The sequence below is a fragment of the Methanobrevibacter ruminantium M1 genome (genome assembly GCF_000024185.1).
GTDB classification, from domain to species: Archaea; Methanobacteriota; Methanobacteria; order Methanobacteriales; family Methanobacteriaceae; genus Methanobrevibacter; species Methanobrevibacter ruminantium.
Window position 1 is genome coordinate 1,903,028 of record NC_013790.1, and the last position, 25,993, is coordinate 1,929,020.

General features: G+C 30.9%; 23 protein-coding genes and 1 tRNA gene. 4 read left to right on the plus strand and 20 right to left on the minus strand.

The window, feature by feature from the left end:
- Positions 1–20 precede the first annotated feature (20 nt).
- The 4 genes from MRU_RS07255 to MRU_RS07270 form a co-directional block, all read right to left on the minus strand.
- On the minus strand, positions 21–518 hold the full coding sequence (locus tag MRU_RS07255; RefSeq protein ID WP_012956251.1) for a hypothetical protein: 498 nt from the start codon (positions 516–518) through the stop codon (positions 21–23).
- 498 nt (positions 519–1,016) lie between these two features.
- On the minus strand, positions 1,017–2,156 hold the full coding sequence (locus tag MRU_RS07260) for a TIGR04083 family peptide-modifying radical SAM enzyme (protein WP_048812467.1): 1,140 nt from the start codon (positions 2,154–2,156) through the stop codon (positions 1,017–1,019).
- A gap of 223 nt (positions 2,157–2,379) precedes the next feature.
- Complete coding sequence (locus MRU_RS07265; RefSeq protein WP_012956253.1) at positions 2,380–2,598, minus strand: TIGR04165 family Cys-rich peptide; 219 nt, start codon at positions 2,596–2,598, stop codon at positions 2,380–2,382.
- A 194-nt stretch (positions 2,599–2,792) separates the two neighbouring features.
- Positions 2,793–3,860, minus strand: a complete 1,068-nt coding sequence (locus MRU_RS07270; protein WP_048812468.1) for an ADP-ribosylglycohydrolase family protein — start codon at positions 3,858–3,860, stop codon at positions 2,793–2,795.
- A 318-nt stretch (positions 3,861–4,178) separates the two neighbouring features.
- Here MRU_RS07270 and MRU_RS07275 point away from each other — a divergent pair, with 318 nt between their 5' ends.
- Positions 4,179–4,958 (plus strand): ABC transporter permease, encoded by a 780-nt coding sequence (locus MRU_RS07275; protein ID WP_012956255.1) that lies wholly within the window; start codon positions 4,179–4,181, stop codon positions 4,956–4,958.
- Positions 4,959–5,139: 181 nt separating this feature from the next.
- Positions 5,140–6,369, plus strand: coding sequence for an ABC transporter ATP-binding protein (locus MRU_RS07280; RefSeq protein ID WP_012956256.1), 1,230 nt, complete (start codon positions 5,140–5,142; stop codon positions 6,367–6,369).
- A 203-nt stretch (positions 6,370–6,572) separates the two neighbouring features.
- Here MRU_RS07280 and MRU_RS07285 read toward each other — a convergent pair whose 3' ends face one another.
- The 6 genes from MRU_RS07285 to MRU_RS07310 form a co-directional block, all read right to left on the minus strand.
- Positions 6,573–7,253, minus strand: a complete 681-nt coding sequence (locus MRU_RS07285; protein ID WP_012956257.1) for a glycosyltransferase family 2 protein — start codon at positions 7,251–7,253, stop codon at positions 6,573–6,575.
- An 85-nt stretch (positions 7,254–7,338) separates the two neighbouring features.
- A complete protein-coding gene (locus MRU_RS07290) occupies positions 7,339–8,310 on the minus strand; it encodes an NAD-dependent epimerase/dehydratase family protein (RefSeq protein ID WP_012956258.1) in 972 nt (323 codons plus the stop codon).
- Positions 8,311–8,436: 126 nt separating this feature from the next.
- The gene (locus MRU_RS07295) at positions 8,437–8,979 is read right to left on the minus strand and encodes a hypothetical protein (protein ID WP_012956259.1); all 543 of its coding nucleotides are present in this window, start codon (positions 8,977–8,979) and stop codon (positions 8,437–8,439) included.
- A gap of 116 nt (positions 8,980–9,095) precedes the next feature.
- Complete coding sequence (galU, locus tag MRU_RS07300) at positions 9,096–9,941, minus strand: UTP--glucose-1-phosphate uridylyltransferase GalU (RefSeq protein WP_012956260.1); 846 nt, start codon at positions 9,939–9,941, stop codon at positions 9,096–9,098.
- A gap of 258 nt (positions 9,942–10,199) precedes the next feature.
- A tRNA-Leu gene (locus tag MRU_RS07305) sits at positions 10,200–10,283 on the minus strand.
- 94 nt (positions 10,284–10,377) lie between these two features.
- Positions 10,378–10,791 (minus strand): DUF371 domain-containing protein, encoded by a 414-nt coding sequence (locus MRU_RS07310; protein WP_012956261.1) that lies wholly within the window; start codon positions 10,789–10,791, stop codon positions 10,378–10,380.
- Between the two features lie 203 nt (positions 10,792–10,994).
- On the opposite strand from MRU_RS07310, the gene MRU_RS07315 reads away from it, so the two are divergent.
- Both MRU_RS07315 and MRU_RS07320 read left to right on the plus strand, forming a co-directional pair.
- Complete coding sequence (locus MRU_RS07315; RefSeq protein WP_012956262.1) at positions 10,995–11,933, plus strand: DUF1848 domain-containing protein; 939 nt, start codon at positions 10,995–10,997, stop codon at positions 11,931–11,933.
- Between the two features lie 54 nt (positions 11,934–11,987).
- The gene (locus MRU_RS07320) at positions 11,988–12,446 is read left to right on the plus strand and encodes a GIY-YIG nuclease family protein (protein WP_012956263.1); all 459 of its coding nucleotides are present in this window, start codon (positions 11,988–11,990) and stop codon (positions 12,444–12,446) included.
- 139 nt (positions 12,447–12,585) lie between these two features.
- Here MRU_RS07320 and MRU_RS07325 read toward each other — a convergent pair whose 3' ends face one another.
- The 10 genes from MRU_RS07325 to MRU_RS07370 form a co-directional block, all read right to left on the minus strand.
- On the minus strand, positions 12,586–15,360 hold the full coding sequence (locus tag MRU_RS07325) for an Ig-like domain-containing protein (RefSeq protein WP_227717033.1): 2,775 nt from the start codon (positions 15,358–15,360) through the stop codon (positions 12,586–12,588).
- Between the two features lie 481 nt (positions 15,361–15,841).
- Positions 15,842–16,645: a Ni-sirohydrochlorin a,c-diamide reductive cyclase ATP-dependent reductase subunit gene (gene cfbC / locus MRU_RS07330; protein WP_012956265.1), complete on the minus strand. Its 804-nt coding sequence runs from the start codon at positions 16,643–16,645 to the stop codon at positions 15,842–15,844.
- Positions 16,646–16,806: 161 nt separating this feature from the next.
- The gene (locus tag MRU_RS07335; protein ID WP_012956266.1) at positions 16,807–18,066 is read right to left on the minus strand and encodes a U32 family peptidase; all 1,260 of its coding nucleotides are present in this window, start codon (positions 18,064–18,066) and stop codon (positions 16,807–16,809) included.
- Between the two features lie 245 nt (positions 18,067–18,311).
- Complete coding sequence (gene purF, locus MRU_RS07340; RefSeq protein ID WP_012956267.1) at positions 18,312–19,754, minus strand: amidophosphoribosyltransferase; 1,443 nt, start codon at positions 19,752–19,754, stop codon at positions 18,312–18,314.
- A 332-nt stretch (positions 19,755–20,086) separates the two neighbouring features.
- Positions 20,087–21,499: a hypothetical protein gene (locus tag MRU_RS07345; protein ID WP_012956268.1), complete on the minus strand. Its 1,413-nt coding sequence runs from the start codon at positions 21,497–21,499 to the stop codon at positions 20,087–20,089.
- Positions 21,500–21,604: 105 nt separating this feature from the next.
- Positions 21,605–22,579: a UDP-glucose 4-epimerase GalE gene (gene galE, locus MRU_RS07350; RefSeq protein ID WP_012956269.1), complete on the minus strand. Its 975-nt coding sequence runs from the start codon at positions 22,577–22,579 to the stop codon at positions 21,605–21,607.
- 491 nt (positions 22,580–23,070) lie between these two features.
- A complete protein-coding gene (locus MRU_RS07355; protein WP_012956270.1) occupies positions 23,071–24,261 on the minus strand; it encodes an NAD(P)/FAD-dependent oxidoreductase in 1,191 nt (396 codons plus the stop codon).
- A gap of 20 nt (positions 24,262–24,281) precedes the next feature.
- Positions 24,282–24,446 (minus strand): 4Fe-4S binding protein, encoded by a 165-nt coding sequence (locus MRU_RS07360; RefSeq protein WP_012956271.1) that lies wholly within the window; start codon positions 24,444–24,446, stop codon positions 24,282–24,284.
- 402 nt (positions 24,447–24,848) lie between these two features.
- The gene (locus MRU_RS07365) at positions 24,849–25,454 is read right to left on the minus strand and encodes an acyltransferase (RefSeq protein ID WP_012956272.1); all 606 of its coding nucleotides are present in this window, start codon (positions 25,452–25,454) and stop codon (positions 24,849–24,851) included.
- A 214-nt stretch (positions 25,455–25,668) separates the two neighbouring features.
- Positions 25,669–25,980 carry a hypothetical protein gene (locus MRU_RS07370; protein ID WP_012956273.1) on the minus strand — a complete coding sequence of 104 codons (312 nt, stop codon included), beginning with the start codon at positions 25,978–25,980 and terminating at the stop codon, positions 25,669–25,671.
- Positions 25,981–25,993: the final 13 nt, after the last annotated feature.

Consider the following 25,993-nt stretch of genomic DNA (forward strand, 5'->3'; position numbering starts at 1 on the left):
ATCTTCAAAATTCTAACCTCCTAACCTGCTAAGCTATAATTATAAACACTTTTTGATGGTTCGTTTTCTGTGAAATCAGTAGATGTGGTACTGTTTCCTGTAATATTAATAGTTGAGAAATCTTCAATAACAGTAACGGTTACGATACCAGTTTGCTTGTTTACATTAACGTCAGCTCCTGCAATTGGAGCGATAGTGGTACCTGGAATTGTTGACCTTTTTACAAACTTCTCTGCATTTGCCTCGGCTTCAGTCACAGGCAGCTCCCGTATAGAGGTCTTAAGGATGTCTCCATCAATATAACTGCCTTCTCTTAAACCTGAATTTTCAACATTATATCTTATATTGTCAATAGGAACTATGTCGTTTCCCTTAACGATAATACCTGCAATAGGTACGCCTTCTTCGACTTGAGCAGAGGATGCATAAGCTACATAGATAATTAATCTACCGCATAGAATTAAAATAAAAGCCAATAATAATATTATTAAAGTGTCTCTTCTAATTTTAATAAACATAACATTCCTCAAATAACTAATTAAATAAATTGCATAATAAGTTTTTAAATTAATTTAAATTAAGAATTGAATTTAAATTAAAGTTTATTAAATATTTCAATAAATTATTATAAATATAAATTTAATTGACATATTATTAATAGTTAACTATTAAATAAGAAAACAGATTTTGAAAATGATAAAAAGAGATAAAAAAATTAATAAAATAAAATAGCTTAAAAATAAAATAAATAAATTAAATTAACTCAAAATAATAGAAATAAATAAAAATTAGTTAAAAAATAAAAAAAAATAACTTAAATAACTCAATAAATAAAAATAAATAAAAATTAGTTAAAAAATAAAAAAAAAATAACTTAAATAACTCAATAAATAAAAATAAATAAAAATTAGTTAAAAAATAAAAAAAAAATAACTTAAATAACTCAATAAATAAAAATAAATAAAAATTAGTTTATAAAAATAAAATAAAGAATAAAGTCTTTTAAATGAATCCAATTACATTTTAGTCATCAAATCCATTATTGAAAAAGGATCTCCTTCTTTTCTAACCCTTGGGGCACCACCAAATGCCGCCATTGCATTTTTCTTAAAGTCTTCATTTGCTCTTCTTGAGACTTCACCAAAGATCATCTTATAAGCTTCACATTGAGGGTCCACCGCCCTTGGAGATTGTGTAGCCACTATTCCATTATACGGACATCCTCCTCTGCAGAATTTAATGAATTTACAGTCTGCACAGTCCTCATCTACGAAATTCTTAAATTCCATAAGCTTTTCCCAAGCTTCAGATTGCTCTAAAGTCTCCATAGATGGCTTGTCATAAACATTGCCCATTATATACTCATCCATTCCGACAAAACGATAGCAAGGATAGATTGAACCATCATGGCCAACAGCCAATGTAGTTCCCATGCAATCATTAAATGTACATAGGGTTCCAACCCTTCTTAAGCTGCTTTTAGCGATATGGTCCAAATCCATAATTACAAACTTATCCAAGTCATAGAGATATTTATCCAGCCAATCAATAAGCAATTTTCCATGCTCATCCTGAGGAAGAGCCCATGGATCTGCATTATTTCCACGAAGGGATGGAAGTGCAGCATGGATTTTTAAATTCAATCCATTTGCCTTAAAGAAATCATATATCTCATCTGAAAAATCTTTAGAGTAGGATGTGAAGGTACATACAAAATTAATTTGAATGTTATGGTCTGTAGCTAACTTAACTGATTTCATTGTCTTGTCATAGTAGCCTTCGCCCCTTTGATAGTCATTGATCTCCTTAGGGCCGTCAATGCTTGTGCTTATTGCTATATTATATTTAGAGAATAATTCAACCATTTCCTCATCTAAAAGCCATAAATTACTTTGCAATGAAAAACCTTCAGTTTCATGGGTCTCTGCATCATTTAAAAGAGGAAGAGCTTCCTTATAAAAATCATAGCCTGCAAGTAAAGGTTCTCCTCCATGGAAGGTGAAGTGAACCGGCTCATCCCTAAAATCAGCTAGCCATTCAACAATTTGCTTAATTACATCGATATCCATTAATTCTGCATTGTCCTCAGAGCCCCAACAATATGAACAGTTGGAAGGGCAACCTAAAGTAGGTATAATCATTACATGAAAAGTCATTTTAAACACCAATTTGCTTTTTAGATGATAATTTTAATTTGATTTAATAATAAAAACTTCTAAAACAATTAAAACTCTATTTAAGTAATTTTAATAAATTTAAATTCAAATAAACTAAAAATTCAAAAAAACTAAAAACTCAAAGAAACTAAAAATTTAAATAATTTTAAAATTCAAATAAACTAAAAACTCAAAGAAACTAAAAATTTAAATAAACTTTAAATTACATTGTTTTATTTAATTCTTTGATTAAGCCTTTTTTAATTGTTTCGTCTTCATTATCCTCATAATCTTTTCCAGTTTCATAAACAAAACCGCAGTTATCACATTTAAACTCTTTTAATTCAGCATGAGCATGATGATTGTCAATAAATCTTCTAACAGCAGTTTTATCTTGAGAACCGCATTTTGGACATTTTGCCATTAAATCTTCAAATTTCATTGTGTCACCTATTAAAAATTTTTGAAAAATTTTTGAATCAATTATTATTTATAATAATATTGTTTGTTATTATTAATATAATTTGATTTTTTAGATGAAAATTGATATTAAAATTATTTCTATAAACATGAGAAAAATTAAAAAAAAGATAAGAAAAAGATAAGAAAAAGATAATAAAAAGATTTAGAGGAAAATTAATCCTCCAAAATCTCAAAAAGATAATCAGAAAGATTATTGCACAATTCTCCAATATAATCAGATTTTGCTATCTTATCTAACCAATTAGATGGGATATTGTCATATCCATAATAAATTCCAGCCAATCCACCAGCAATAGCTGCAGTTGTATCAGTATCATGACCTAAATTAACAGCTGCCAAAGCTGTGTCCTTATAATCATCATTATTTAAAAGACACCATAATGCTGCCTTAAGAGCTTCTACAACATATCCGGAACCTTTTATATCATCCCTATCAAAATCTTGAATCTCAAGGGAGAATACGTCCTCATAAATACTTAATTCATGAGCAAACTCCTCTTTAGTTTCATAATATTCTTTTGCTGAATTTATACCATTATTAACTAATTCCAACAAGTTTGAATCATCTTCAGAGTCAAAATAATTCTTTAAGAGTTCAATAGCGATTTTTATATAGATTCCACAAGCCATCTGACATCTTAAAGTCCTATGAGTAATTGAAGACAGATTATGGATTGCTTCCATTTCACCTTCCTCATCAAAGTCATATTTCAATGATAAGAAGTAAATAAGGAATGAGACAGGCAATATTCTCATTAAAGATCCGTTTCCAGCATCCTTTTTACCTGCGCCACTTGCATGCAATGCATCGACCTTACCTGCATAAAAGGAATAGATTGCATGGCTTGTTGTGTTTCCAACATCAAATACATCTCCATGAGGAGTGTATTTCTTATTAATTAGCCAATCTGCGAATTTATGGGCAATTGAATCATAATCAATGATTTCGGCAAAATTCTTAATCCTCATGCCTTCAACATCATCTTCGCCAAATTCATAGTCAGTTAATCCATCTAATGTAGCTAAAGCGATAGAGCTGTCATCAGACCATGTTCCAGCTTCCTGATTATAGGTTCCATGACCAATCATATCAGTCATAGGATTCATATCACAGTAATGCTTGTCTTTAAATTCATAAGGAACTCCTAATGCATCTGCTACAACAAGGCCAAATATGCCACTTTTAATGGAATAATCCATTTTTTCTTTATTTATACTCAATTAAAAACCCCCAAATAGTAAATATTTAAGTAAAATTGTTCAATAGTTTAATTTAATTAATTTAAAGAAATTTAAAGAAATTAAAATCAAACTAATATTTTTAATAAACTTACTACAATAAGCACTTCGTCATATATAAAACTTATCAAAATATTTATCAATTTAAAACAAGATAAATTAAGATTTAAAAAAACTTATCAAAATTGTTGTCAATCATGATAACAATTTATATATAATTATCAACTTAATATAGTATATTATATCTACAAATTAGTTTATTTTACTTAAATTTTATAATACTTTTTATTAGGTAAGAACATGTCGTTAGAAATTCTAAAAAAAGGCACAAGTGAAAACTTTTTGCTAAAGCAGATCATTAGGAAAAATTTTACAAGCAAATATAAGGATTCTGTTTTAGGCATACTTTGGAGTTTTTTCAATCCTTTAATCACAATGGCCCTATTGACAGCGATTTTTTCATCAGTCTTTGCAAGAAACATTGAAAATTTCCCTGTTTACTTCTTAACAGGCCGTTGCGTTATTGATTTTTTCAATAGCGGAACTAAAATAGCTATGACCTCACTTAAAAAGAACAGCGGTATTTTAAATAAGATATTTGTTCCAAGATATGTATTTGCATTGGGAGGAATCTTTTCTGAATTCATTAACTTTTTAATGAGTATGATAGTGCTTATTGTGATTATGATTGTAACTAGGGCGCCTTTCCATTTATATGCTATTTTTTCAGTCATTCCAATAGCCATCCTATTCATACTGATTTTAGGAGTTGGACTGACACTTTCCATACTCTGTACCAAATTTACAGACATTGAATATTTATATAAGATATTTACCAGCTTATTAGTATATGCTTGTGCGATATTTTATCCAATAGACATTGTTCCACAACCTATCAGACAGTATATGGAATTAAATCCGATTTATGGTATTATAGCTCAATTCAGAGAGTTTGTCATGTATGGAAGATTCCCATCAACAAAGTTGATGCTGATAACCTTTTTAACTTCAATAGTAATCTTTATAATTGGAGTAATCATATTTAAGAAATACCAAAACAGAATTACATTAGAGTTATAAATTAAAAATAAAGAATTTTTAATATTTAGTTAAAGAAAAGAATCATAATTACTTAATTAGAAGAAAAATAATTATTAATACTTGATTAAAAAAAATCATAATTACTTAATTAGAAGAAAAATAATTATCATTAAACCAAAAAAGAAATAAAATTTATCAATAATAAAAAAGGAGGGATAATATGGATAATAAGAATGAAAATAGCAATAAGATCAAAACCCAATTAATACCATCTATTCATAATACTGTATCTCTCCAAGCACACCTCACTACAAAAGATGGAGAGCCTATTGTAGGAGAGGAAGTCGTATACAAATTATATTCCATAGACAAAAGTTTTCTTACCCAATATTCTCGTATAACAAATGAAGAAGGCTTAGTTCACCTTACATTAAACATAAAGCATAAGGTCTATATTGAAATCTGCTATGAGGGCAGTGAAAAATACGAATCAAACAATGTAATGACCTTTAGGACAAAGCCTTCAGATGATGAGAAAAACGTTAAAACAAAACATCCCCTTCAAGTTCAAAGAGAAGAAAAGTTGGAACAAAAGAAAATTGAAGAGAAAAAGAAAAATCTATTGGATTTCCAACAAAAACAAAAAGATTTGGAAAGTGTGGATGAGGACAACATAGCCATAGAGCTAAAGAATGTCAATTTAAGTTTTACAATCGGATCCGATAAGATAGACAACTTAAAGGAATATGTAATCCGTACCATCAAAAGAACAAAAGAAAAGAAAACAATATTCAAGGCTACAGATGATGTGTCCTTTAAGATATATAAAGGGGAAAAGGTCGGCTTAATCGGCTTTAATGGAGCTGGAAAAAGCACATTGCTTAAGATCATATCAGGTGTCTACACTCCAGATGACGGAGAGGTTATAGTCAATGGAAAAATAGCGCCTTTATTATCCTTAGGGGCAGGATTTGATAAGAATTATACAGGAAGAGAAAACATTTTCCTGAATGGAGCGATTTTAGGATACAATGAAGAGTTCTTAAACTCAAAATACGATGAAATCCTTGAATTTTCAGAGCTTGGACAATTCATCAACCTTCCAGTTAAAAACTACTCCTCTGGAATGCTTTCAAAATTAGGATTTTCAATAGCCACCATAGTGGAACCGGACATTCTAATTCTTGATGAGGTATTGGGAGTGGGAGACGTTAATTTCAAACGAAAAAGTAGAGAAAAACTTAATTCATTGATTGAATCCAATATTACCGTTTTGCTTGTTTCACATACAATCAGTGAGATAAGAAATATCTGTGAAAAGGCCATCTGGCTTGAAAACGGTAAAATCAGAGAAATTGGAGAAGTCAATGACATTTGTGATAAGTATTTGGAAGAAGCTAAAAAGGTAAGCGATGATAAGACTAAAAAATTAAAGCCTAAACGGTTTTAAAAAAAAAAGACATTGTTTATCTTGAATTGATTAAATAAAAAAGAAATAATGTTCTGAATAAAAAAAAGAAATAATCTTCTGAATAAAAAAAAAAGAAGAATTTATAAGATAAATAATTTTTAAAATTATTTATTAACTATTTTTTAAAATAAGAAATTAAGGAAGAATAAAAACTCCCTAAAAAACTCCTTTAAGGAGAATAACTATTTTTTAAAAGTCCTAACGGCTTTATCTTTCATTATTTTAAGCAATACACCAACACCATGGGTTACCGGATCTTTAGTAGAGCCATCAACATCATATCGAACAGTTATAGGGACTTCAACTATTTTTAAACCGGCTTCTGCTGCATCCACTAGCATTTCACTCTCTATACCAAAACCAGTGTCTTTAAACCTAAAGCAATTCCTAGCCTTTGGAGAGAATGCTCTAAAACCACTTTGAGAGTCTGTAACCTTGATTCCTGCAGAGATATTAGTGGCAATGTCTAAAACCCTTTGTCCAACTCTCCTATAGGCAGGAGTGTTCTCCTCATGACCATACAAATATCTGCTGCCATTTACAAGGTCAACTCCATCTTCAATGATAGGCTTAAGAATAATTGGAATCTCATCAGGATTATGCTGGCCGTCCCCATCGATTGTGACAATGATTGAATCATCAGTAATAGCCTCAAAACCTGATTTTAATGCCTCTCCTTTTCCTAAATTAGTCGGATGATTGATTAGCTCTGCACCGGCTTCAATAGCCACATCTGCAGTCCTATCAGCACTGCCATCATTAACAATAATAACTCTATCCACATACTTTGAAGTCTTTGCTATCACATCAGCCAAAGCTTCCTCTTCATTGTATGCAGGTATAATAGCCACTATGCTTGCCATTTTATCACTTAAAAATAGTTAAAATACAATAATTGAAATAATCTTAAAAAAAAAGAAAAATTAAAGATTAAATTAATTTTTAAATCTAATCTTCAATTCTGTAATACCATTTCATCCATTCGACTGTTCTTTTAATTCCTTCCTTAGGAGAGACTTTAGGATCGTGTTTTAAATCACGAATAGCCTTAGAAAAGTCAATGGTCTTAACTTTTGTAGTAAAGTCTTCAGCAGGAGTGTAGGTCACTAAGGAATCATCTATACCTACAGCTTCAAGCACAAGGTCAGAATACTCTTCAATGGTCATTTCCCATTCCTGTTTGCTTCCAACATTATAGACTTCACCTGGAATGAAATTATCTACAATATTTGCAAAGGTATTTGCAGTGTCTTCCACATAATCAATAATTCTTTTATGTCCCTTATGAACTGAATAAGGCAATCCATGAAGTGCCTTATAAATAAAGATTGGAATGAATCCTTTATAAGGAGAGTAAGCTTCATGAGGACCATAACAGTTAACAGGACGAACCCTTACAGTTTCAGTTCCAAACATGGTTGCAGAGTTCATGCACATAAGCTCTCCAGCCCATTTGGAGATTGCATAGTCATTCATTTGATAAGTGTCCTTTATTGGCCTGTTTTCCATTACATCTTCACTCATTATTCCTTCATAGTCACCATAAACTTCAGCAGAGGAGAATGAAATCATTCTAAATCCTAATTTCTCTTGAAGACGGATCATATTCTTCAAACCGATTACATTGGTTTCCCAAAGGTTTTCATAATATCCTTCACCGTTCCATCTGCCGTATTCTGCTGCCAAATTGTAAACATAGTCAAATTTGTCATTGTCATCGAAGATGCGTTCCATTTGACGATAGTTACGAATGTCTCCCCTTACATAATCACTGTAAGAGTCTGAATACAAATCAGCCTCATCCTCATGATGCAAAAGGTCAACAGACAATACTTCATGTCCTCTAGATCTAAGTTCATTTACAAGGTTTGTTCCTATAAATCCACTTCCGCCAGTTACCATAATCCTTTGAGTTTCCATAATTAATCTCCATAGTTAAATTCAGTTAAATATAAGTCTGATTTTTAAAAATAAATTATTATAATGAATTAAATAATAAATTAAAAAACATTTTAAATTTTATTCATTGAAAGTTATTTAAAATTATCAAATGTCAATATCATCATAACTTTCAGGTTTTTTGCCTCTAAGCCTATCCCAGAATCCAAGTTCCTCAAATTCATTTAAGGTGTATTTCAATTGAGCCAATTTGGTATATGCAATATCCAAACGATTTTCTAAAAAATAGGTTCTTTGATTTTTGCGAACCCTAAGCTTATGAAATTCAGTAGTCAATCGAGATATTTCATAATTTGCATCATCCAATTCCTTTGTTAGCTTATTAATCAATTCATTTAATTTCTCATTGTCCTCTCGCTCTGTTTGAAGATATCTTCGAAGAATATCGATTCTATGATTTAACTTGCGGGTGTTTTGAATCAGCTCCTCCAAATCATATTGTCGAAGCTCCAATTCCAATGATTCGAATTGGGTGATGGCTCTAGACAGCTCTTTTCGCTCTATAGCAAAATGTTCAATCCTATCTTCATAGGAGGCACATCTCTCTTTAAGAATACGGTTTTCCTTTCTATATTTAGAAAGCTGAGCCTTTAATTCTTCTATCTCTTCTTCAGGACTTTTATTAGTCATAATCACACGACAAACAACTTATAAATCAAATGAATGAATTAATTGATTAAATAAAGCAAAATAAAAATAATTTTAAATAATCAAATAAAATAAATGAATGAATGAATTAAAATTGATTAAATAATCTCTTCTTTAATGAATTCCAATATATCATCTCTTGCACTGTCATCTTCCAATGCAAACCTTAAGGAAGTCTTTAGCCAATCAATACGGTTTCCAATATCATATGACTCTCCCTTAAATACCTGGCCATAAATCTCATCAAGCTTGCTTAAGGCATCAGTCAATTGGATTTCTCCACCGTATCCAGGCTCCACATTTTCAATGCAATCAAAAATGTCAGGTGTAAGGACATATCTTCCCATAATAGCCAAATTACTTGGTGCTACTCTAAGAGGTGGCTTTTCCACTAACTTATCAATCTTATAGATTGAATCCTCTATCTCTTCACCGCCTATTATACCATATCTTTCAACCTTTTCATCCGGAACCTCTTCAAGGGCGATAACAGATTTTTCATACTTTTCATAGATGTCAATCAATTGCTTTGTGCACGGAACTGTATCCTTTGTAATGGTATCCCCTAACATGACAACAAAAGGATCATTGCCGACATGCTTTTTAGCACAATATATAGCATCTCCAAGACCTTTTTGCTTTTTCTGTCTTATAAAATGAATATCTGCCAAATCTGAAATATATTCAATTTCCTTTAGGAAATCTTCTTTTCCTTTGGTTTTCAAATGGTGTTCCAATTCGAAGGACCTGTCAAAATGGTCTTCAATTGATCTTTTACCCTTACCAGTTACGATTAGAATATCATCTACACCGGAATTTACAGACTCTTCTATTACATATTGAATGGTCGGCTTGTCATAAACCGGCAACATCTCTTTTGGTTGAGCTTTAGTAGCAGGAAGGAATCTTGTTCCAAGCCCTGCTGCAGGAATGACTGCTTTCATTTATACACCTCAATAGACTTAAATTGAATTTTAATTAGTTAATCCCTTGAAAGACAAGTTTCTTCAAGAAATTAAATCATATCTCTTAAATTAGCTTAAGAAATAAAATTTTAAATTAATTTTATTATAATAATAGATATATTAATAAAAATATATAAAGATAATGAAAAATTAAAAGATTTAAAAAAAGCCATAAAAAATAGATAAAATTAATAAGCAAGTAAAATAAGTAATTTAAAAATAGAAGTATAGTAAAAGTGCAGGGGACGGGAATCGAACCCGCGAAGGGACTAACCCACTAGGCCCTCAACCTAGCGCCTTTGACCGCTCGACCACCCCTGCATAAGATAAAAATAGATGGTCTAAATAATACAGTAATACATAATATGTTTATTATCTTATTTAAACTTTACTAAAAACAAAAAAATAAAAAATATTAGCTTAAAATGATTTCCACATCTAATGATTCACCATTAGCCAAATCCTCGATTAAATCTCTATTTAAATCAATAGCTGCCTTATCAGATTTAATCATTAAAGTTCTTGAGCATATAAAATCACTTTTTCTGCATACAATATCTGTCGGATGGTCTAAAGTCAAGTCATGATGGCCATATCCCACTATCTCATCATAAGCATTTGGGCTTTTTAATTTCACAGTCACTATAGTCTCATCATTTGCTAATTTTTCCTTAAATTCCTTAGGAAAGTCCAACATGCACTTATCAATGTCCAAACCAATAATGCAATCCCCAGATAAGGAGAGATCCTTGTCTTTGGTTATTTCAAAAGTGGATTTATGTAGGGATAAAACGTTCTTATGTCCCTTTGCCTTAATTTTAAAATTCATAATTAAGAGTATAGAAATTATTTTATAAAAAGATTTTTAAAAATATATCTGAATATTGAAATAAAATAAATAGATTAAAAAGAGAATATCTGCTCTAAATCTTAAAAAGAATAGTAAAAAGAGAATTCTACTCTAAATCCTAAAAAGAATACTAAAAGGAGAATTCTGCCATAAATCTTAAAAAAATAGTTAAAAGTGACAATATGATAATAAATACTGGTTTAAGAACAGACATCCCTGGATTTTTTAGCAAATGGTTCTATAATAGAATTGAAGAGGAATATGTCTACGTCAGAAACCCATACTACAAAAGCCAAGTATTTCATTACAAGCTTAATCCTGAACTGGTTGACTGTATAATATTCTGCACTAAAAATCCAAAGCCTATGCTATCAAATCTAGACAAGATATCTGAATTTAATCAATTCTGGTTTGTTACAATAACTCCCTACAAAAAGGAAATAGAACCTAATGTTCCATCAGTAAACAAAGTCATAAAAAGTTTTAAGGAACTTTCTAGTCAAACTGGAAAAGAAAGCGTATCCTTAAGATATGACCCTATTTTAATAAACGATAAATACACTTTAGATTATCATATTGAGGCATTTGAAAAAATTGCAAGCTCCCTATCAGACCATACAAGCGAAATAATAATCAGCTTCATTGACCTATATGAAAAGACCAAAAGAAACTTCCCACAAGCAAGAGAAGTTTCTAAAGAAGAAAGACTAATTATAGGCAAAGAGTTTTCAAATATAGCAAGAGAAAACAATCTTATCTTAAAGACATGCGTTGAAGGAAAGGAATTAGATAAATTTGGAATAGATTCTTCAGGATGCATGACTAAAGAAGTTATAGAAAGAGCGATACATAATAAGCTCGATGTAAGAGTTAAAAAATCAAGAAACAGACCATGTGACTGTCTTTTAAACAATGATATTGGAGAATACAACACTTGCAATCATGGTTGTCTCTATTGCTATGCAAATTCAAACAAGCAATTGGTTAAGCGAAACTTTAAAAGACACGACCCAGATTCTCCTATATTGATTGGAAATATAAGAGAAGAGGATGAAATTAAAGAAATCAATCAGGAAAGTTTTTTAATTCATGAAGATACAGTTCAGACAAAATTATTTTAAAATAAACGTTTAAATCAAATCATTTTAGAAAAAACGCCATAGAAGTTGTTAAATATGAAAGGAACATATTGTTTAATAATATCTATGAAAAAATCGGATAAAATCAAAATAGGCAATCTATATCCAGAAGCTTATAAATTCAAGAAAGGATATTATGTCTACATCGGCTCTGCAATGAATTCACTTATCTCACGCCTAAATAGACACTTATCTGATGATAAAAAGATGCATTGGCATATAGATTATCTCCTAACAAGCGAATATAGCGAAATTCGAGAGATACTTTTTACAGACTCTGAAAAAAGAATCGAATGTGATCTAGCAAACGAAATAGCTGAAGACGGATTGGAAATTGAAGGATTTGGCTGTTCTGATTGCAATTGCAATTCCCATTTAATATTCTTCAATAGAAAAAGAGATGCTTTAAGAAGGGTTAAGGACGCTTATGAATCATTAGGTATTGAATATTATGATTTAAAATATTTTAGAACCATAGATAATAAAAAGGATTAGAAAAATAAACTTCTCAAAAAAATCAAAAAGAAGAAAAAATAAAATTTAAATTTGAAAATGAAAATAAAAAAAGTTTATTATAAAAAAATAAAATATAATAAAAGAGTTTATAAAGTTTAATTAAGAATTAGAACCTATCTTAACTAATAACCACCTTAGCAGACTTAGTCACCGCTGCAAAAGTATTATCTCCTGCAAACTTGGCAGTGAATTTATAAGTTCCCTTCTTATTTAAACTAACTTTCACACTAGCAATACCATTAGAATTAGTCTTTCCACTATAAGTCTTGCCATCTACAGTGAATTTGATTGTCTTGCCAGAAATAGGACTTCCTTTCATTGATTTAAAACTAGCAGAAAGGGTTTTAGTAGATGATACCTTATATTTTGCATTATTGGCCATTAAAATAGGACTTTGAGGATTTACAGTTATCTTAGCAACTTCAAATGAACCGTTGCACTCATCATCACCCAAATAGGATATGGCAAATGTATAAACTCCTTTATAAGCAAGATTTATCTGTAATCTAAGTTCTCCGCTTTCATTAGTGGTTCTATTATAAACAGCACCATTAAAACCTATCTGAACAAACTTATTTTGCAATGGTTTGCCTTGGCTATCCTTTAAGCTTACATTAAAGTATTCTCCAGAGCGGGAATCTACATTGCTTGCAATGGCTTTAGTGACCATATCTTTACAAATGATCTGACTGGCTTTTTTGCTGGCTAAATTGCCCCCTACATCCACTCTAACATCAGAGCCATTTATGACAGACTTTACATTAAAATCAAATGGATTCATTCCAATTTCCAAGGAATTATTAGAAATAGAAATATTTCTTGTAGGTGCTAAGACAGCCCTTTGGCTATCAAGCTCAAGAATAGTAATTGATTCCCTCACTACACCTTCACGAGATGTAAATGAGTTGTCTGTTATCTTTATTGAAGCAACATCAATAGATAATGAGCCAGACCCATTTACAGCTTCAGCTAAGGCAACAATATCTCCATTATCTAAAATAAAATTAATGTTTGAAATGGCTATGCCATAATCAGAATAGTTTGCAGCAGAACAATTAGAGATTTTAAATATATAATCTGAACTATTTGAAAGCATGACAGTTGTATTTTCTTCTCCAGATATGTGAATATCCTTATTTATTAATATTGTATCAAGAACATAAGTCTTATTGGATAATGAGATTAAAGAACCAGAACTGGCACTATCAATTGCATCCTGAAGGTCTTTTGTATCATTTCCACTATCATTAATATAAGTTATTCCAGATAAAACCTTCTTTGATAAGATCAAGTTATTATAATCATCATAAACATCAATGGAATCCTTAGCAGACTCAATATAATCATAAGTGAAGTCTGCCTGATTGTCAACAATCACAAGTTCATTTGGATTAATCTTATTCTTTGCACTGTTTTTTAAGTTAATATGATAATTAGGAAGATTATTTGTTAATGAAATTTTTGAGGCATGATTATCTAAAGAAGCATCCTTTAAGACAAAGGACATATTATAATCATATACACCCTTCGCCTTTAAACTATCCAAGCCATCACAAACTAAGTTAAACCAAGTATCAGGAACTTGAGACTCATTATCTCGAATAATGAAGCAATCATTCTTAAACTCATCTGCAGAATCAAAGTTCTTAGACCAGAAATTGTCATTCATACTTCCATTCATATAAATTACTGCAGTTGATAGATTATTATTTTCTATGATTGAATTTGAAATATTTAAGTTATTTCCTAAAAAGTAGACTGCAGAGGTTCCTTTATTGTTTAAAAGACTTGAATTAGTGATCACTACATTTTCAGCGAACTTTGAAGCATATAAAACACTGCCTAAATCGGTGTATTTGACTAAAACTCCATCCAATCCGTCTGCAGTGTTGTTTATAAAATTACAAGAATCTATCATTAGCCCATCAATATTCTGACCTAAATAGATTACGCCTCCCTCTCCAACAGAAAATGAATTTAAAAAGGTTGAATTGATTATTGAACAATCATATGCAGACTTATAATACAATGCTCCCCCTTGTGCATGGGAAAGGCTACTATCAAAAAGGGAATTGATTATTTTTACATTTTTTCCAACTAAAAAGGCTGCTCCGCCATATCCATCTGCCAAATAGGTTATCTCCTCTCCATGGAATGTCCATCCAACTTCAGCGGTAGCTGAATTATTAAAGAAATATGAATTGTTAATTACAATATTATTTCCCTTTATCCAAATGGCTCCTCCTGATGAGGATGTTTCAAAATTATAACCCCAATTATTTATAAAACTGCAATTATCGATTTGGCAATCGTTTCCAATAAGATAAATTGCTGCCCCATCCGTATGATGACAGCTGGACTTATTTGCAACATTATTTGTAAAATTAGAGTTTAATACATTTACATTATTCCCATGGATTATTAAGGCACATCCTAACTCTCCATTGATACAGCCGTCAAAATTACAATTTTGAATGGTTACATAATTGTTATTTACACTAAGACCAGTGTAATTTGCATTTATAAAGTTGATGTTGTCCAATATAACATTTGGAGCATTTATAGCCATTAATTCATTTAGAAATTCTCCATCAAGTGTTGCACTTGAAGAAGACTTTAATGTTAATGATTTGTTTACTACAATTAGAGAATCACCTGTATAGGTTCCGCTAAGCTCAATTACATCATTTTCCTTAGCATTATCGATTAAATTTTGTATGTCTTTAAAATCAGAATTATCAGAACCTGTTTTAAGCTTTTGAGAGGGTTCATCTAAGATTTCTTCAGAATCTGAATCACCATAAGCAAAATCTGAATTAAGCTCATTAGAATTTGAATTTAGATCTGCTGTGATAATATTTTCACTATAATCTTCATATACACTACAATTCATATCATTAATTTGATTAATATTATTTGAAGCTGATACAAGTCCTAAAGTTAAAATTAAAATAAAAATTAAAGAAATTAAAACTAAACAACGTTTAAATATTATTTTCATAAAGTAATACCTTCCATAAATATTCTTAAGTATTAAATAATTTATTTTTCACGATATATAAAATTATTTTATCGAACGATATAGAAAAAGAAACAATGAAATTATCTAAAAGAGAAAAAATTGTTAAAATGAATCAAAGTTAATAAAAAAGAATAAAAAAGAACAAAAATGAGTAAAAAAAGATAAAAGGAATAAAAATAATTAAAAGAAAGATAAAAAGAATTAAAATAATTAAAAGAAAGATAAAAAGAATTAAAATAATTAAAAGAAAGATAAAAAGAATTAAAATAATTAAAAGAAAGATAAAAAGAATTAAAATAATTAAAAGAAAGATAAAAGGAATATAAATAATTAAAAAACCTTAGAGAGAAAGTTAATCAATAAATGATTTAAAGAAATTCTCGAAGTCTTCATCTTCCATCGGCTGTGGAGTTGAATAATTATCATTATCAAAAATGTCCTTTGCAAGCTTTCTATAAGCATCAGACTCTATTGATTCAGGAGCATACTCAACTACAGTCTTTGCATCCAACTCGCTCCTTTGAATGAGATTGCTTCTGCCAATCACTCCAATCACTTGAGTGCCAATCTCCTTTGCAAAAGAATTAACAATCTCTTCCTCATTGTCTATACCTTTGCAGTTACAGATAATGCCTCCAAGATTTCCTTTTAGTTTTTTAATTCCTCTTGATATATTATTTGCAGCATATAATGACATATACTCTCCAGAGGATACTATAAAGACCTCATCAGCATAATCCTCCCTTAGAGGAACTGAAAATCCTCCGCAGACCACATCTCCAAGAACATCATATAAGATTACATCAAATTCCTCTTCAAAGGCATTTAAGTTCTCCAAACGTTTCATAGCAACAATGACACCACGACCTGCACAGCCTACCCCCGGCTCTGGCCCTCCGCTTTCAACACATTTGATTTTATTAAATCCTTCGAAAACCAAATCGTCAAGCTCTGGCTTCTTATTGTCCTTTAAGGTATGAACTATGGTAGGTATTCTCTTACCGCATAATGTTCTTGTTGTATCTGACTTGGGATCGCAGCCAATAACCATGACTTTCTTATTGTCTTCACTGTAAGCTGCTGCAATATTAGCTACTGTAGTACTTTTACCTATACCACCTTTTCCATAGATAGCTATTTTTTTCTGTCTTTTCATTATTACACCAAAATGATTAATTAAAATAATAGTTTTTAGTTAAACTTATATAATTATGAGTCGTATTTTTAATTTAAATAAAGAAAATTTCATTGCTGAATTTACCATATTAAACTATATATAAAATGTCCAAATATATGAAACAAAATTATAAAAATATTTTACTCCTCGCGAGGAACTAACTTATAAACAAAATCGCTTTCCCTTAATTTTTCATCAATGGCAATGGCCACATTGGAACCTTTTTCTGCCTTTTCTATACTTTTTCCATCAATTTGCATAGACTCTATCACATGTGTGATTGAACCTGTAGTAGGTCCCTGAATCATTATCTCTTCACCAAGAGCCAGATCATCCCATATCTTAAGCTCTGCAACCCTAATCTTATTATAATAATTAACAACCTTTCCAATATCCCTTTTAATGAACTTGGATTGATTGTTTTCGCTGATCTCATAAGGAGTGTCAAAATAAAATCCTGTGTCATAGCCTCTATTGAAGACTTTCATAAGCTCTTCCATCCATTCAGGATTAAATTGCCAATTATCTGGGTCATCATAATACAAATCAATGGCCTGCCTATAAACGGAAACTGCAGCGGCAACATAATCAGGAGATCTTGCTCTCCCTTCTATCTTAAATGAATCGATTCCCGCTTCAATAAGCTCCGGAATATGTTCAATCAATGCCATATCCTTTGGAGAGAAGAAATTTGTCCTATAGGAATCGTCATATGATTGGGATATTATGAAGGATTCGTCATCACAGTCTGAGAAATTGATTACATCATCATCTTCATTTTCCTCAAAGCTTAATTTCCATTCCTTTCTGCAAGGCTGGAGACAATCTCCGCAATTGGCGCTTCTGCCATAAAGGCCATAGCTTAAAAAGCAGCGCCCTGAAATCGCCATGCACATTGCACCATGAATAAAAACCTCAGTTTCAATAGTGGAATCTGACTCCTTTAGTTTTCTAGTGATTTCCTTTATTTCATCTAAGGATAATTCTCGAGATAGGATGGCTCTTTTTGCACCTAATCTTTCAAGGGTCTTAAGGGCATAAAAATTAGTGGTATTTTCCTGAACGCTAACGTGGGCTTCAAGGCCATTTTGAGAAGCCAATTCAATCAGTGAAATATCTGACAATATGATACCGTCAGCTCCATATTCCTTAATATATGGCAATTGATCTTTTAGCATTTCAATGTCCTTATCTTTCATTATTGTATTTGTGCATACGTATAATTTAGCCCCATATTCCTTTGTCATTTCACTGGCCTTTTTAATATCCTCTAAAGAGAAATTGCTTGCATTAACTCTCATATTAAGGTCTTCAAGACCAATATAAACTGCATCAGCACCATTCTTTAATGCACTGCTTAATGAAATAAAATTTCCTGCTGGAGCCAATAACTCTACCATAAGAACATCTCGAAAATTACTAAAAATATTAAAAAACTTAAAAATGACTTAAATACTAAAATACTAAAAAACTTAAAAATGACTTAAATACTAAAATACTAAAAAACTTTAAAATGATTTAAACAATGAAATACTAAAAAAACTTAAAAATGATTTAAAAAAACTAAAAAAAAACTAATAAAACTAAAAAAATAAAAAAAGTGGAAGAAATCTCATCTTCCTTAAAAATTACATATGAAGATGAACTATTCATCTTCTTCAACAGCATCCTTTAGGTCTTGATAGTAATCATAATAGGATTCAGCCTCTAAATCCTCAGGTATTTCAGTAGGATAGTCTTCAGTAATACAACCTAAACATAAGCTGTCCCCATCTATGCCAATGGCTTCGATAAGAGATTCAATGCTTATATAACCTAATGTATCAGCACCTAACTGCTTTCTGATTTCTTCAATTTCCAAATTAGCTGCAATCAATTCATCTTTAGTTGCCAAAGCAACCCCATAGTAACATGGAGCGATTACCGGAGGGCAACCGATTAGCATATGAACTTCCTTAGCTCCAGCAGCCTTAAGGATTCTAACTAAAGATTCGGAAGTTGTTCCTCTTACAATACTGTCATCTATTACAACAACACGTTTTCCAACCAATTCATGTTTTAAAGGATTCAATTTGAGCCTAACAGCAATTTCACGCTCTTCTTGAGTAGGCATAATGAATGTTCTTCCAACATATCTGTTTTTAATTAATCCCTCACCATATGGAATCCCTGAAGCTCTTGAATAGCCGATAGCAGCAGGAATAGAGGAGTCAGGAACAGGTAAAACTAAATCTGCATCAATAGGGTTTTCCTTAAACAATGCTTCACCGATTCTAAGCCTTGTATTATAAACGCTTCTATCATCTATGACACTGTCTGGACGAGCGAAGTAAACATATTCAAACATACAATGGGCTCTTCTGGAACCTTTTGCAGATGGCAAGATATAGGAATTAATCTCATTATTCTTAAAGTATAGCAATTCCCCAGGCGCCATGTCACGGATGATTTCAGCATCTATGACATCAAATGCAACAGATTCAGATGCTACAACAAAATGATCATTGGTTTGGCCTAAAATCAAAGGTTTCATTGCCATAGGATCTCTTAAAACATATAATTCATCATTGATTAAAATAACTAAGGAATAAGAACCAATTAGCTTTTGGGAAACAGCATCAATAACATTGAGAATATCCTTATCTTTTTCATATGCCTCTTTAATTAAATAACAGACAACCTCAGAATCAGTGCCTGACTTGAATTGGTATCCTTTTTTAGTTAATTCGTCTCTTAAAGAACCTGAGTTTACAATGTCTCCATTGTGAGCCATAGCGATAAATCCATCATCCAATTCTGTGAAAAATGGCTGTGAATTCTCTATTTTTGATTGGCCTGTAGTGGAATATCTAACATGACCAATACCTACATTTCCGCTTAGGCTATTGATTAGGGAGTTATTAAAAACATCAGTTACCAATCCCATTCCACAATGGAAATTCAAGCCATAATTAATATTATAAGTAGCTATTCCTGCAGATTCTTGTCCCCTATGCTGTAAAGCATATAAACCATAATAAATTAAGTGAGAAACATCCTTAGAGGAGTCTTTGGAGTGAATCCCAACTATACCACATTTATCTTTCAATATATAATCTCCATTACCCTATTAAGACAATAATTTTTATAAAAACTTTAAGTAAATTTTTATTATGAATATTTATAATTTTTCTAATATTTATAATAAATCATTTTATGAAAATTTTTAATAAAATTCATAATTTGTTAATAAGAAAATATGAAAAAACATAAGAAATAAAAGCCATAAAAATAGAATGATTCTAAAAAAAAGATAGTTAAGACTTAAAAATAGAAAAAAAAGAATAAATTATAGAGTAAAATATAAAAAAAAGAATTTTAAAGTTTAATAAATAAAATAAAAACTAAGAATAAAAAGTTTAAGATAAAAGAATAAGGCTATTAATCCCAAATATTTGAGAATGGATTAAACAAGTCATCAGCCTCATCTAAATCATCATCCTCATCATAAGAGTAATCCCCATTTTCATCGGATTCATCTTCATCAGATTCCTCTCTAAATCCTTTAAGAGACTTTAGATTGAAAACATTTATCTCATCTGAAGGGTCATCTTTAGAATTATAGGAATTATCTAAATCATTTTGATTAAATGATTCTTGACCTTCATTGTCATTTAAATCGAAAGCATCATCAAAATCTAATTGTCTAAATTCCTCTTGGGAATTATTATTTCCTTCAAATCTTTCATTATAAATAAATTCATCTGAAGAATCTGAATTATGCGCATTAAAAATATTAGAATCTAAACTAGAAAAAAGATTAGAATCATTAGAATCCAAATCATATCTGGTGTTAGAAATATTGGAATCCAAATTCTGACTGCTTGAAATATTGGAATCCAAGTCTTCAAATTTAAAATTGCTATTGAAATTATTAAAATTCAACTCTTGCTTATTTGTGTCTGAGAGAATAAAAGCTGTTTTAATAATCTTTAACCAATCCATTGCATCTTCCTTTGATTCAGCACAAATTGCACCTTGTCCAATCATAAGATTCTTAGGGCGGAAATTGTCTGTGCTAATTAGAATAAACCTATAAATCTCCTCTGTAAAAGTTTCATTAAAGAGATCTTGCCATAATTCCATTAAAGAGAAGACTTCCAAAGAGTTTTTAGAGTGAATGCTTTCAAATCTTGATTTTAAATCTGAATAATCTGATTTAATGTTATCTAAATCTTTCTGAAGTATTTTTACCTCTTCACGAAGCTTTTCGTTTTTCTCTCTAATTTGCTTTGATTCATTCAATAATATATCATTTTCCTTTGTAATCTTTTCAAATCTTAAACGGCTATCATCAAAATCCTTTTTAACATTATAATAAGCTTTTTTAGATTTATTGATTGATGACAAGTTAGAAATGCTGTATAATCCTGCACGAATTATGGAATTGGCTATCTCATCTTCAAAGGTATTGTCCTCGTCATAATCATAATCGTAATCCTCCAATTCATCTAAAGAAGGCAATTTCAAATATTCAACAAAATTATAATCCGTCTTTAAAGCCCTTTTAAAGTTTGAGTATAATTCTTTTCCTTCAAAATCAGAACTTGTGGCGATTAAAACCAAATCAGCACCAATGATAGTGTTTTTTGCAATTTCAATATCTGAGCTTGGAATGATAGATGAAATGTTTACATTAAAATTAGATAAATCAAAGTTACTTACTGCTTTAGAAATCGCTTCAATATAATTTAAATCAGTTAAAACAATTCGAATATCTACCAATTTAGATTCAAAATCATTATTGTTATTGTCATTAGAATTAAATTCATCAGATTCAAAATCATTATTCATTTAAACACTCTCCAAAGCAATAATAAGATATAGAAATTAAGTAGCAAAGTACTTAATAAAAATTAAAAAATTAGAGAAAAATAATTTAATAAAAAAGGAATTTAATTATCCGTGAAGTTTCTTATGCCAATTCCAAGCAGATTCAACAATGTCTTCCAAATCTGGATACTCTGGTTTCCATTTTAAGACTTCTTCTGCTTTTTTGGAATCTGCAATTAAGATATCTGGGTCTCCAGGTCTGCGCCCTTCCACCTTCACTTCAAAGTCTATTCCTGTAACCTTTTTACAAGTGTCAATGACTTCCTTTACAGAAAATCCATTGCCGTTTCCAAGGTTAAATATATTGCTGTCATTAAAAGGCTCTTCTAAGTATTGCAATGCCTTTAAATGAGCATCAGCCAAGTCTTGAACATGAATATAATCCCTTATGCATGTTCCGTCTGGAGTGTCATAGTCATCACCAAAAATGGAAATGCTGTTTCTTCTTCCAATTGCTGCATCCAAGACCAAAGGAATCAAATGAGACTCTGGATTATGATCTTCGCCAATCTCACAATCCAAATCTGCACCTGCTGCATTGAAATAACGTAGCGAGACATATTTCAATCCTCCAAAGTCAGATTCGTCCTTTAATAGGTTTTCAACCATTAATTTAGACTCTCCATAGGGATTGATTGGCTTTAATTCAGCTGATTCGCTTATAGGAATCTCCTTTGGAATACCATATAAAGCTGCAGTTGAGGAGAATATGAATTTTCTTACTCTAAACTCCTTCATAATCCTTAAAAGATTAGCTGTATTTTCAAAATTATTTTTAAAATACTTTTCAGGCTCTTCTACAGATTCTGCAACAGATGAAAAAGCAGCAAAGTGCATTACTGCCTCTATATCATTATTTTGAAAGATCTCTCTTAATTTATCACTGTCACTTAAATCTGCATTTACAAGACTGCCCCATTTAACAGCTTTTTTGTGTCCTTTAGACAAATTGTCTAAAACAATAGTCTCATAACCGGATTTATTTAATAATTTATTAATATGGGAGCCAATATAGCCTGCTCCACCAGTAATTAAAATCATAATACCACTAAGTTAGTTGATTGATAAAATATTATTTTTACTATATCTTTATTTATAAATAACTATATTTAATCTTTTAGATTAAAAATGGATAAATTTTATATTTTTATAGAATGAATGATTGTTTTATATAAAAATTAATTAAAAATCAATTAAAAAGCAGTTAAGAAAAAGAAAATTATCAAATATAAAAAATATATAAAGATAAATTAAAATACAAAAAACACAACAAAAAAAAGAATATAAACAAAAAATACAAAAAAACAGCACAAAAAGAATATAAACAAAAAATACAAAAAAACAGCAAAAAAAGAATATAAACAAAAAATACAAAAAAACAGTAAAAAACACAACAAAAAAAGAATATAAACAAAAAATCAAAAAAAAGATTAAAATTAAAAAAAATTAATTAAAAGAGTCGGGAATAGACCCAACTGAGATAAAAATTTTGGTCAAGCTTTTGCTTACCCGAAGGCCAGTAAAAGGTTGAATTATAAGAACAACTTACCTAACTTCAAAGCTGCTTTTGGTTGAACCTTAATAACAGCCTTAACAAGCTCAGTTGTACTTATTTTAGTAAATTCCATATCTTGGAAAGCATGAGCGATGCTGTTTAAGTCATCATCATCTAAAGTCCATAAGTAATCACAGACTTTAGTGTATTTTTGCATTTCATGACCCATTTCTTCTTTAACTAAATCTTCATACTTTTTAAGGAAGTCTTTAGAGCAGTCCCCTGCTTTAATAGCTTCAGCAGCCACTTCACCAGCAAATCTTCCGCCCATCATACCATTGGTGATTCCTCCACCAGTCAATGGGTTTACTTGGCTTGCTGCATCTCCACAAAGCATGATATTGTCGCCGTACATTTCCTTAACAAGCCCGCCTACAGGGTCTCCCCCTACATTCAATTCAACAGGCTGAGCGTCTTTAGTAGCATAACAGTTGTTTACAGCATCAACTAAGTATTCGTAAGCGGATTTATCTCCAGCCATATCTGGAATGATAGCAAGTCCTGCATTTACAATGTCATCTCCTTTAGGGAAAAGCCAGAAGTATCCTCCAGGAGCTACGCTTCCAAAGTAGAATTCAAGAACATTGCTCTTTTCCATTTTTGCGTTACACATTTCAAACTGAACTCCAGCTTCCATGTGTTTAGGTTTGGTGTATGCCTTCAAGCCAGCCCATCTTGCAACATGGCTTTCAGGACCGTCTGCACCGATAATTATTTTAGCATTAATGTCAAAGGTTTCACCCATGGATTCGCAAGTTACAGTGAAGCTTCCATCTTCTTCTCTTTTCAAGCCTTTAGCTTGGGTTTTGATTTTAATTTGAGCTCCTTCTCTTCCTGCTTCCATAGCCATATGCTTATCAAAGACTTTTCTCTCTAGGATATATCCTGCTTCAGGCAAGTCAATAACATCTTCATCAAGCCATACATCAGTTCCGTCAGGAGCGACTAATCTGACCCCTGCAATTTCTTGGGTAACCCAATGAGGATCCATTTCAAGGTCTAACTTATCAAAAGTCTTTTTGGATACACCTTCAGCACATCTTTTAGGAGCGCCTATTTCGGATTTCTTATCCATAAGAATAACATCTACGCCGCCTTTAGCTGCAAATCTAGCAGCTGAAGAACCAGCAGGTCCAGCACCAATAACCAATACATCAGTTTTAATCATAATAATACATCCCCTATTATCTATTCTTCTAATTCCAATGCCGCTAAAGGACAAGCTTTTACACAAATTCCACAATCATTACAGTCATCAGAGATGACTAAAGCAGTTTCTTTAACTTCTATGCAGTTTCTTGCACATACTCCTGCACAGCAGCCACAGTATGAACACCAGTCTTTTACAATCATTCGAATAACTCCATGTTTTTAAGAAATAAATTAATTTTATAAAAAAACTTATCAAAATATTGGCCTTTAAAAAATTCTAATTTGCCAATATTTTGAAAATTATAAATAAATATAATAATAAATTATTTATTTTTTATTATATATAATCTTTAGGTTAATTTAGTCAAGAATAAGGAAAAATAGGGGGCTTTTTATTAAATAAAATAAAAAATTAGAAGAAAAAATAATAAGTAGTTAATTTAATAAAGAATTAGAAATCTAAAAATCATATGAGAAAAAGTTAAAAAAGTAATAGAAATGATAAAAAGTTAAAAAGAATGAATAAAAAAAGATCATCACAAGCAAAGCCGTGAAAAAAATTTTGGTCCAGCTTTTGCTGGCCGAAGGCCAGTAAAAGGTGGATTAAATCATATTCGGAACTCTTAAAGAAGTTGGCAACGGCTTAATCTTAGCAGGAGTACCTATAGCCAAATAATAAGGAGGCACACTACGTGTTACAACTGCACCTGCAGCTACAATAGCTCCTTCTCCAACTTCAATATTAGATAAGAATGTTGTATTTCCACCAACAGAACATCCTTTTCTAAGCTGAGGGCCTTTCAAATCATATTCAACTCTAACAGGATATCTGTCATTGGTAAAACAGGCACAAGGACCTACAAATACATTATCTTCAATTATACTGTTTCGTGGAATGTATACATTGGATTGGATGCTTACATTACTTCCGATCTTACATCCACCTTCAATGACAGTGTTTGTACCTATCAACACATCATCACCAATGGTGGTATGGTCCCTTACAACAACATTATGTCCAGTTTTAAAGTCATCCCCTATGATAACATCATTATAGATAACAGTATTTGATCTAAGCAAGATATTTTTACCTAATACTGGCTCTTTAGAGAATCTTTTATAGTTTACTCCCAATTTAATACCGTCTCTAATTAATTGAGGGTCTTTAGGGTCATGATTATTTCCACGTATATTTAAAAAACTAGGCATAATTTCACCTCTTTTTTGAGTATTATATAATTTCTATAATCTTGATAAATTGTATTAATAGTAATTATATATCACAAAGTATATAAAAATTATCTATAAATAGTTCGTTTATAGTAAAACATGAGGGAAATCTAAAAAGACTTTAACTCGTAATCCAATCAAATTCTTTTAAGACAATATTTGGAATATTCAAAAAAGAATATTCTCTTTAAAATCATAAATCCAATTCTTCCAGTTTTTTATCCAATTCCTCGTCTGAAAGCTCGTCCTCTTCTGCAATTTCCATCTCTTCATCAAGACGTTCATCTTCACCTGAGGCCATCTGTTCAGCACGAGCATACTCTTCTTCTATGTATTTTTCTTTATTTTCTTCCCAATCTGCTTTAATTTCAGCAATTAAATCATCATCTGCGTCTATAATAGGTCCTGTGTATGAACAGTCCCTGCATTCCCATTTAGACCAGTTTTGTGGAATAATCCACTCAACATTAGTTGAACCACAACGAGGACATACATGTTTTGTCATATTATCACCAAAT

Coding starts and splice junctions, on each gene's coding strand:
- MRU_RS07280 (WP_012956256.1), top strand. CDS start 5,140: ATGGATAATAAGAATGAAAATAGCAATAAGATCAAAACCCAATTAATA.
- MRU_RS07315 (WP_012956262.1), top strand. CDS start 10,995: ATGATAATAAATACTGGTTTAAGAACAGACATCCCTGGATTTTTTAGC.
- MRU_RS07335 (WP_012956266.1), bottom strand. CDS start 18,066: ATGGTAGAGTTATTGGCTCCAGCAGGAAATTTTATTTCATTAAGCAGT.
- MRU_RS07260 (WP_048812467.1), bottom strand. CDS start 2,156: ATGACTTTTCATGTAATGATTATACCTACTTTAGGTTGCCCTTCCAAC.
- MRU_RS07275 (WP_012956255.1), top strand. CDS start 4,179: ATGTCGTTAGAAATTCTAAAAAAAGGCACAAGTGAAAACTTTTTGCTA.
- galU (WP_012956260.1), bottom strand. CDS start 9,941: ATGAAAGCAGTCATTCCTGCAGCAGGGCTTGGAACAAGATTCCTTCCT.
- MRU_RS07310 (WP_012956261.1), bottom strand. CDS start 10,791: ATGAATTTTAAAATTAAGGCAAAGGGACATAAGAACGTTTTATCCCTA.
- MRU_RS07325 (WP_227717033.1), bottom strand. CDS start 15,360: ATGAATTGTAGTGTATATGAAGATTATAGTGAAAATATTATCACAGCA.
- MRU_RS07355 (WP_012956270.1), bottom strand. CDS start 24,261: ATGATTAAAACTGATGTATTGGTTATTGGTGCTGGACCTGCTGGTTCT.
- MRU_RS07285 (WP_012956257.1), bottom strand. CDS start 7,253: ATGGCAAGCATAGTGGCTATTATACCTGCATACAATGAAGAGGAAGCT.
- MRU_RS07255 (WP_012956251.1), bottom strand. CDS start 518: ATGTTTATTAAAATTAGAAGAGACACTTTAATAATATTATTATTGGCT.
- MRU_RS07345 (WP_012956268.1), bottom strand. CDS start 21,499: ATGAATAATGATTTTGAATCTGATGAATTTAATTCTAATGACAATAAC.
- cfbC (WP_012956265.1), bottom strand. CDS start 16,645: ATGAAAAGACAGAAAAAAATAGCTATCTATGGAAAAGGTGGTATAGGT.
- MRU_RS07295 (WP_012956259.1), bottom strand. CDS start 8,979: ATGACTAATAAAAGTCCTGAAGAAGAGATAGAAGAATTAAAGGCTCAG.
- MRU_RS07370 (WP_012956273.1), bottom strand. CDS start 25,980: ATGACAAAACATGTATGTCCTCGTTGTGGTTCAACTAATGTTGAGTGG.
- MRU_RS07320 (WP_012956263.1), top strand. CDS start 11,988: ATGAAAGGAACATATTGTTTAATAATATCTATGAAAAAATCGGATAAA.
- galE (WP_012956269.1), bottom strand. CDS start 22,579: ATGATTTTAATTACTGGTGGAGCAGGCTATATTGGCTCCCATATTAAT.
- MRU_RS07265 (WP_012956253.1), bottom strand. CDS start 2,598: ATGAAATTTGAAGATTTAATGGCAAAATGTCCAAAATGCGGTTCTCAA.
- MRU_RS07365 (WP_012956272.1), bottom strand. CDS start 25,454: ATGCCTAGTTTTTTAAATATACGTGGAAATAATCATGACCCTAAAGAC.
- MRU_RS07360 (WP_012956271.1), bottom strand. CDS start 24,446: ATGATTGTAAAAGACTGGTGTTCATACTGTGGCTGCTGTGCAGGAGTA.
- MRU_RS07290 (WP_012956258.1), bottom strand. CDS start 8,310: ATGGAAACTCAAAGGATTATGGTAACTGGCGGAAGTGGATTTATAGGA.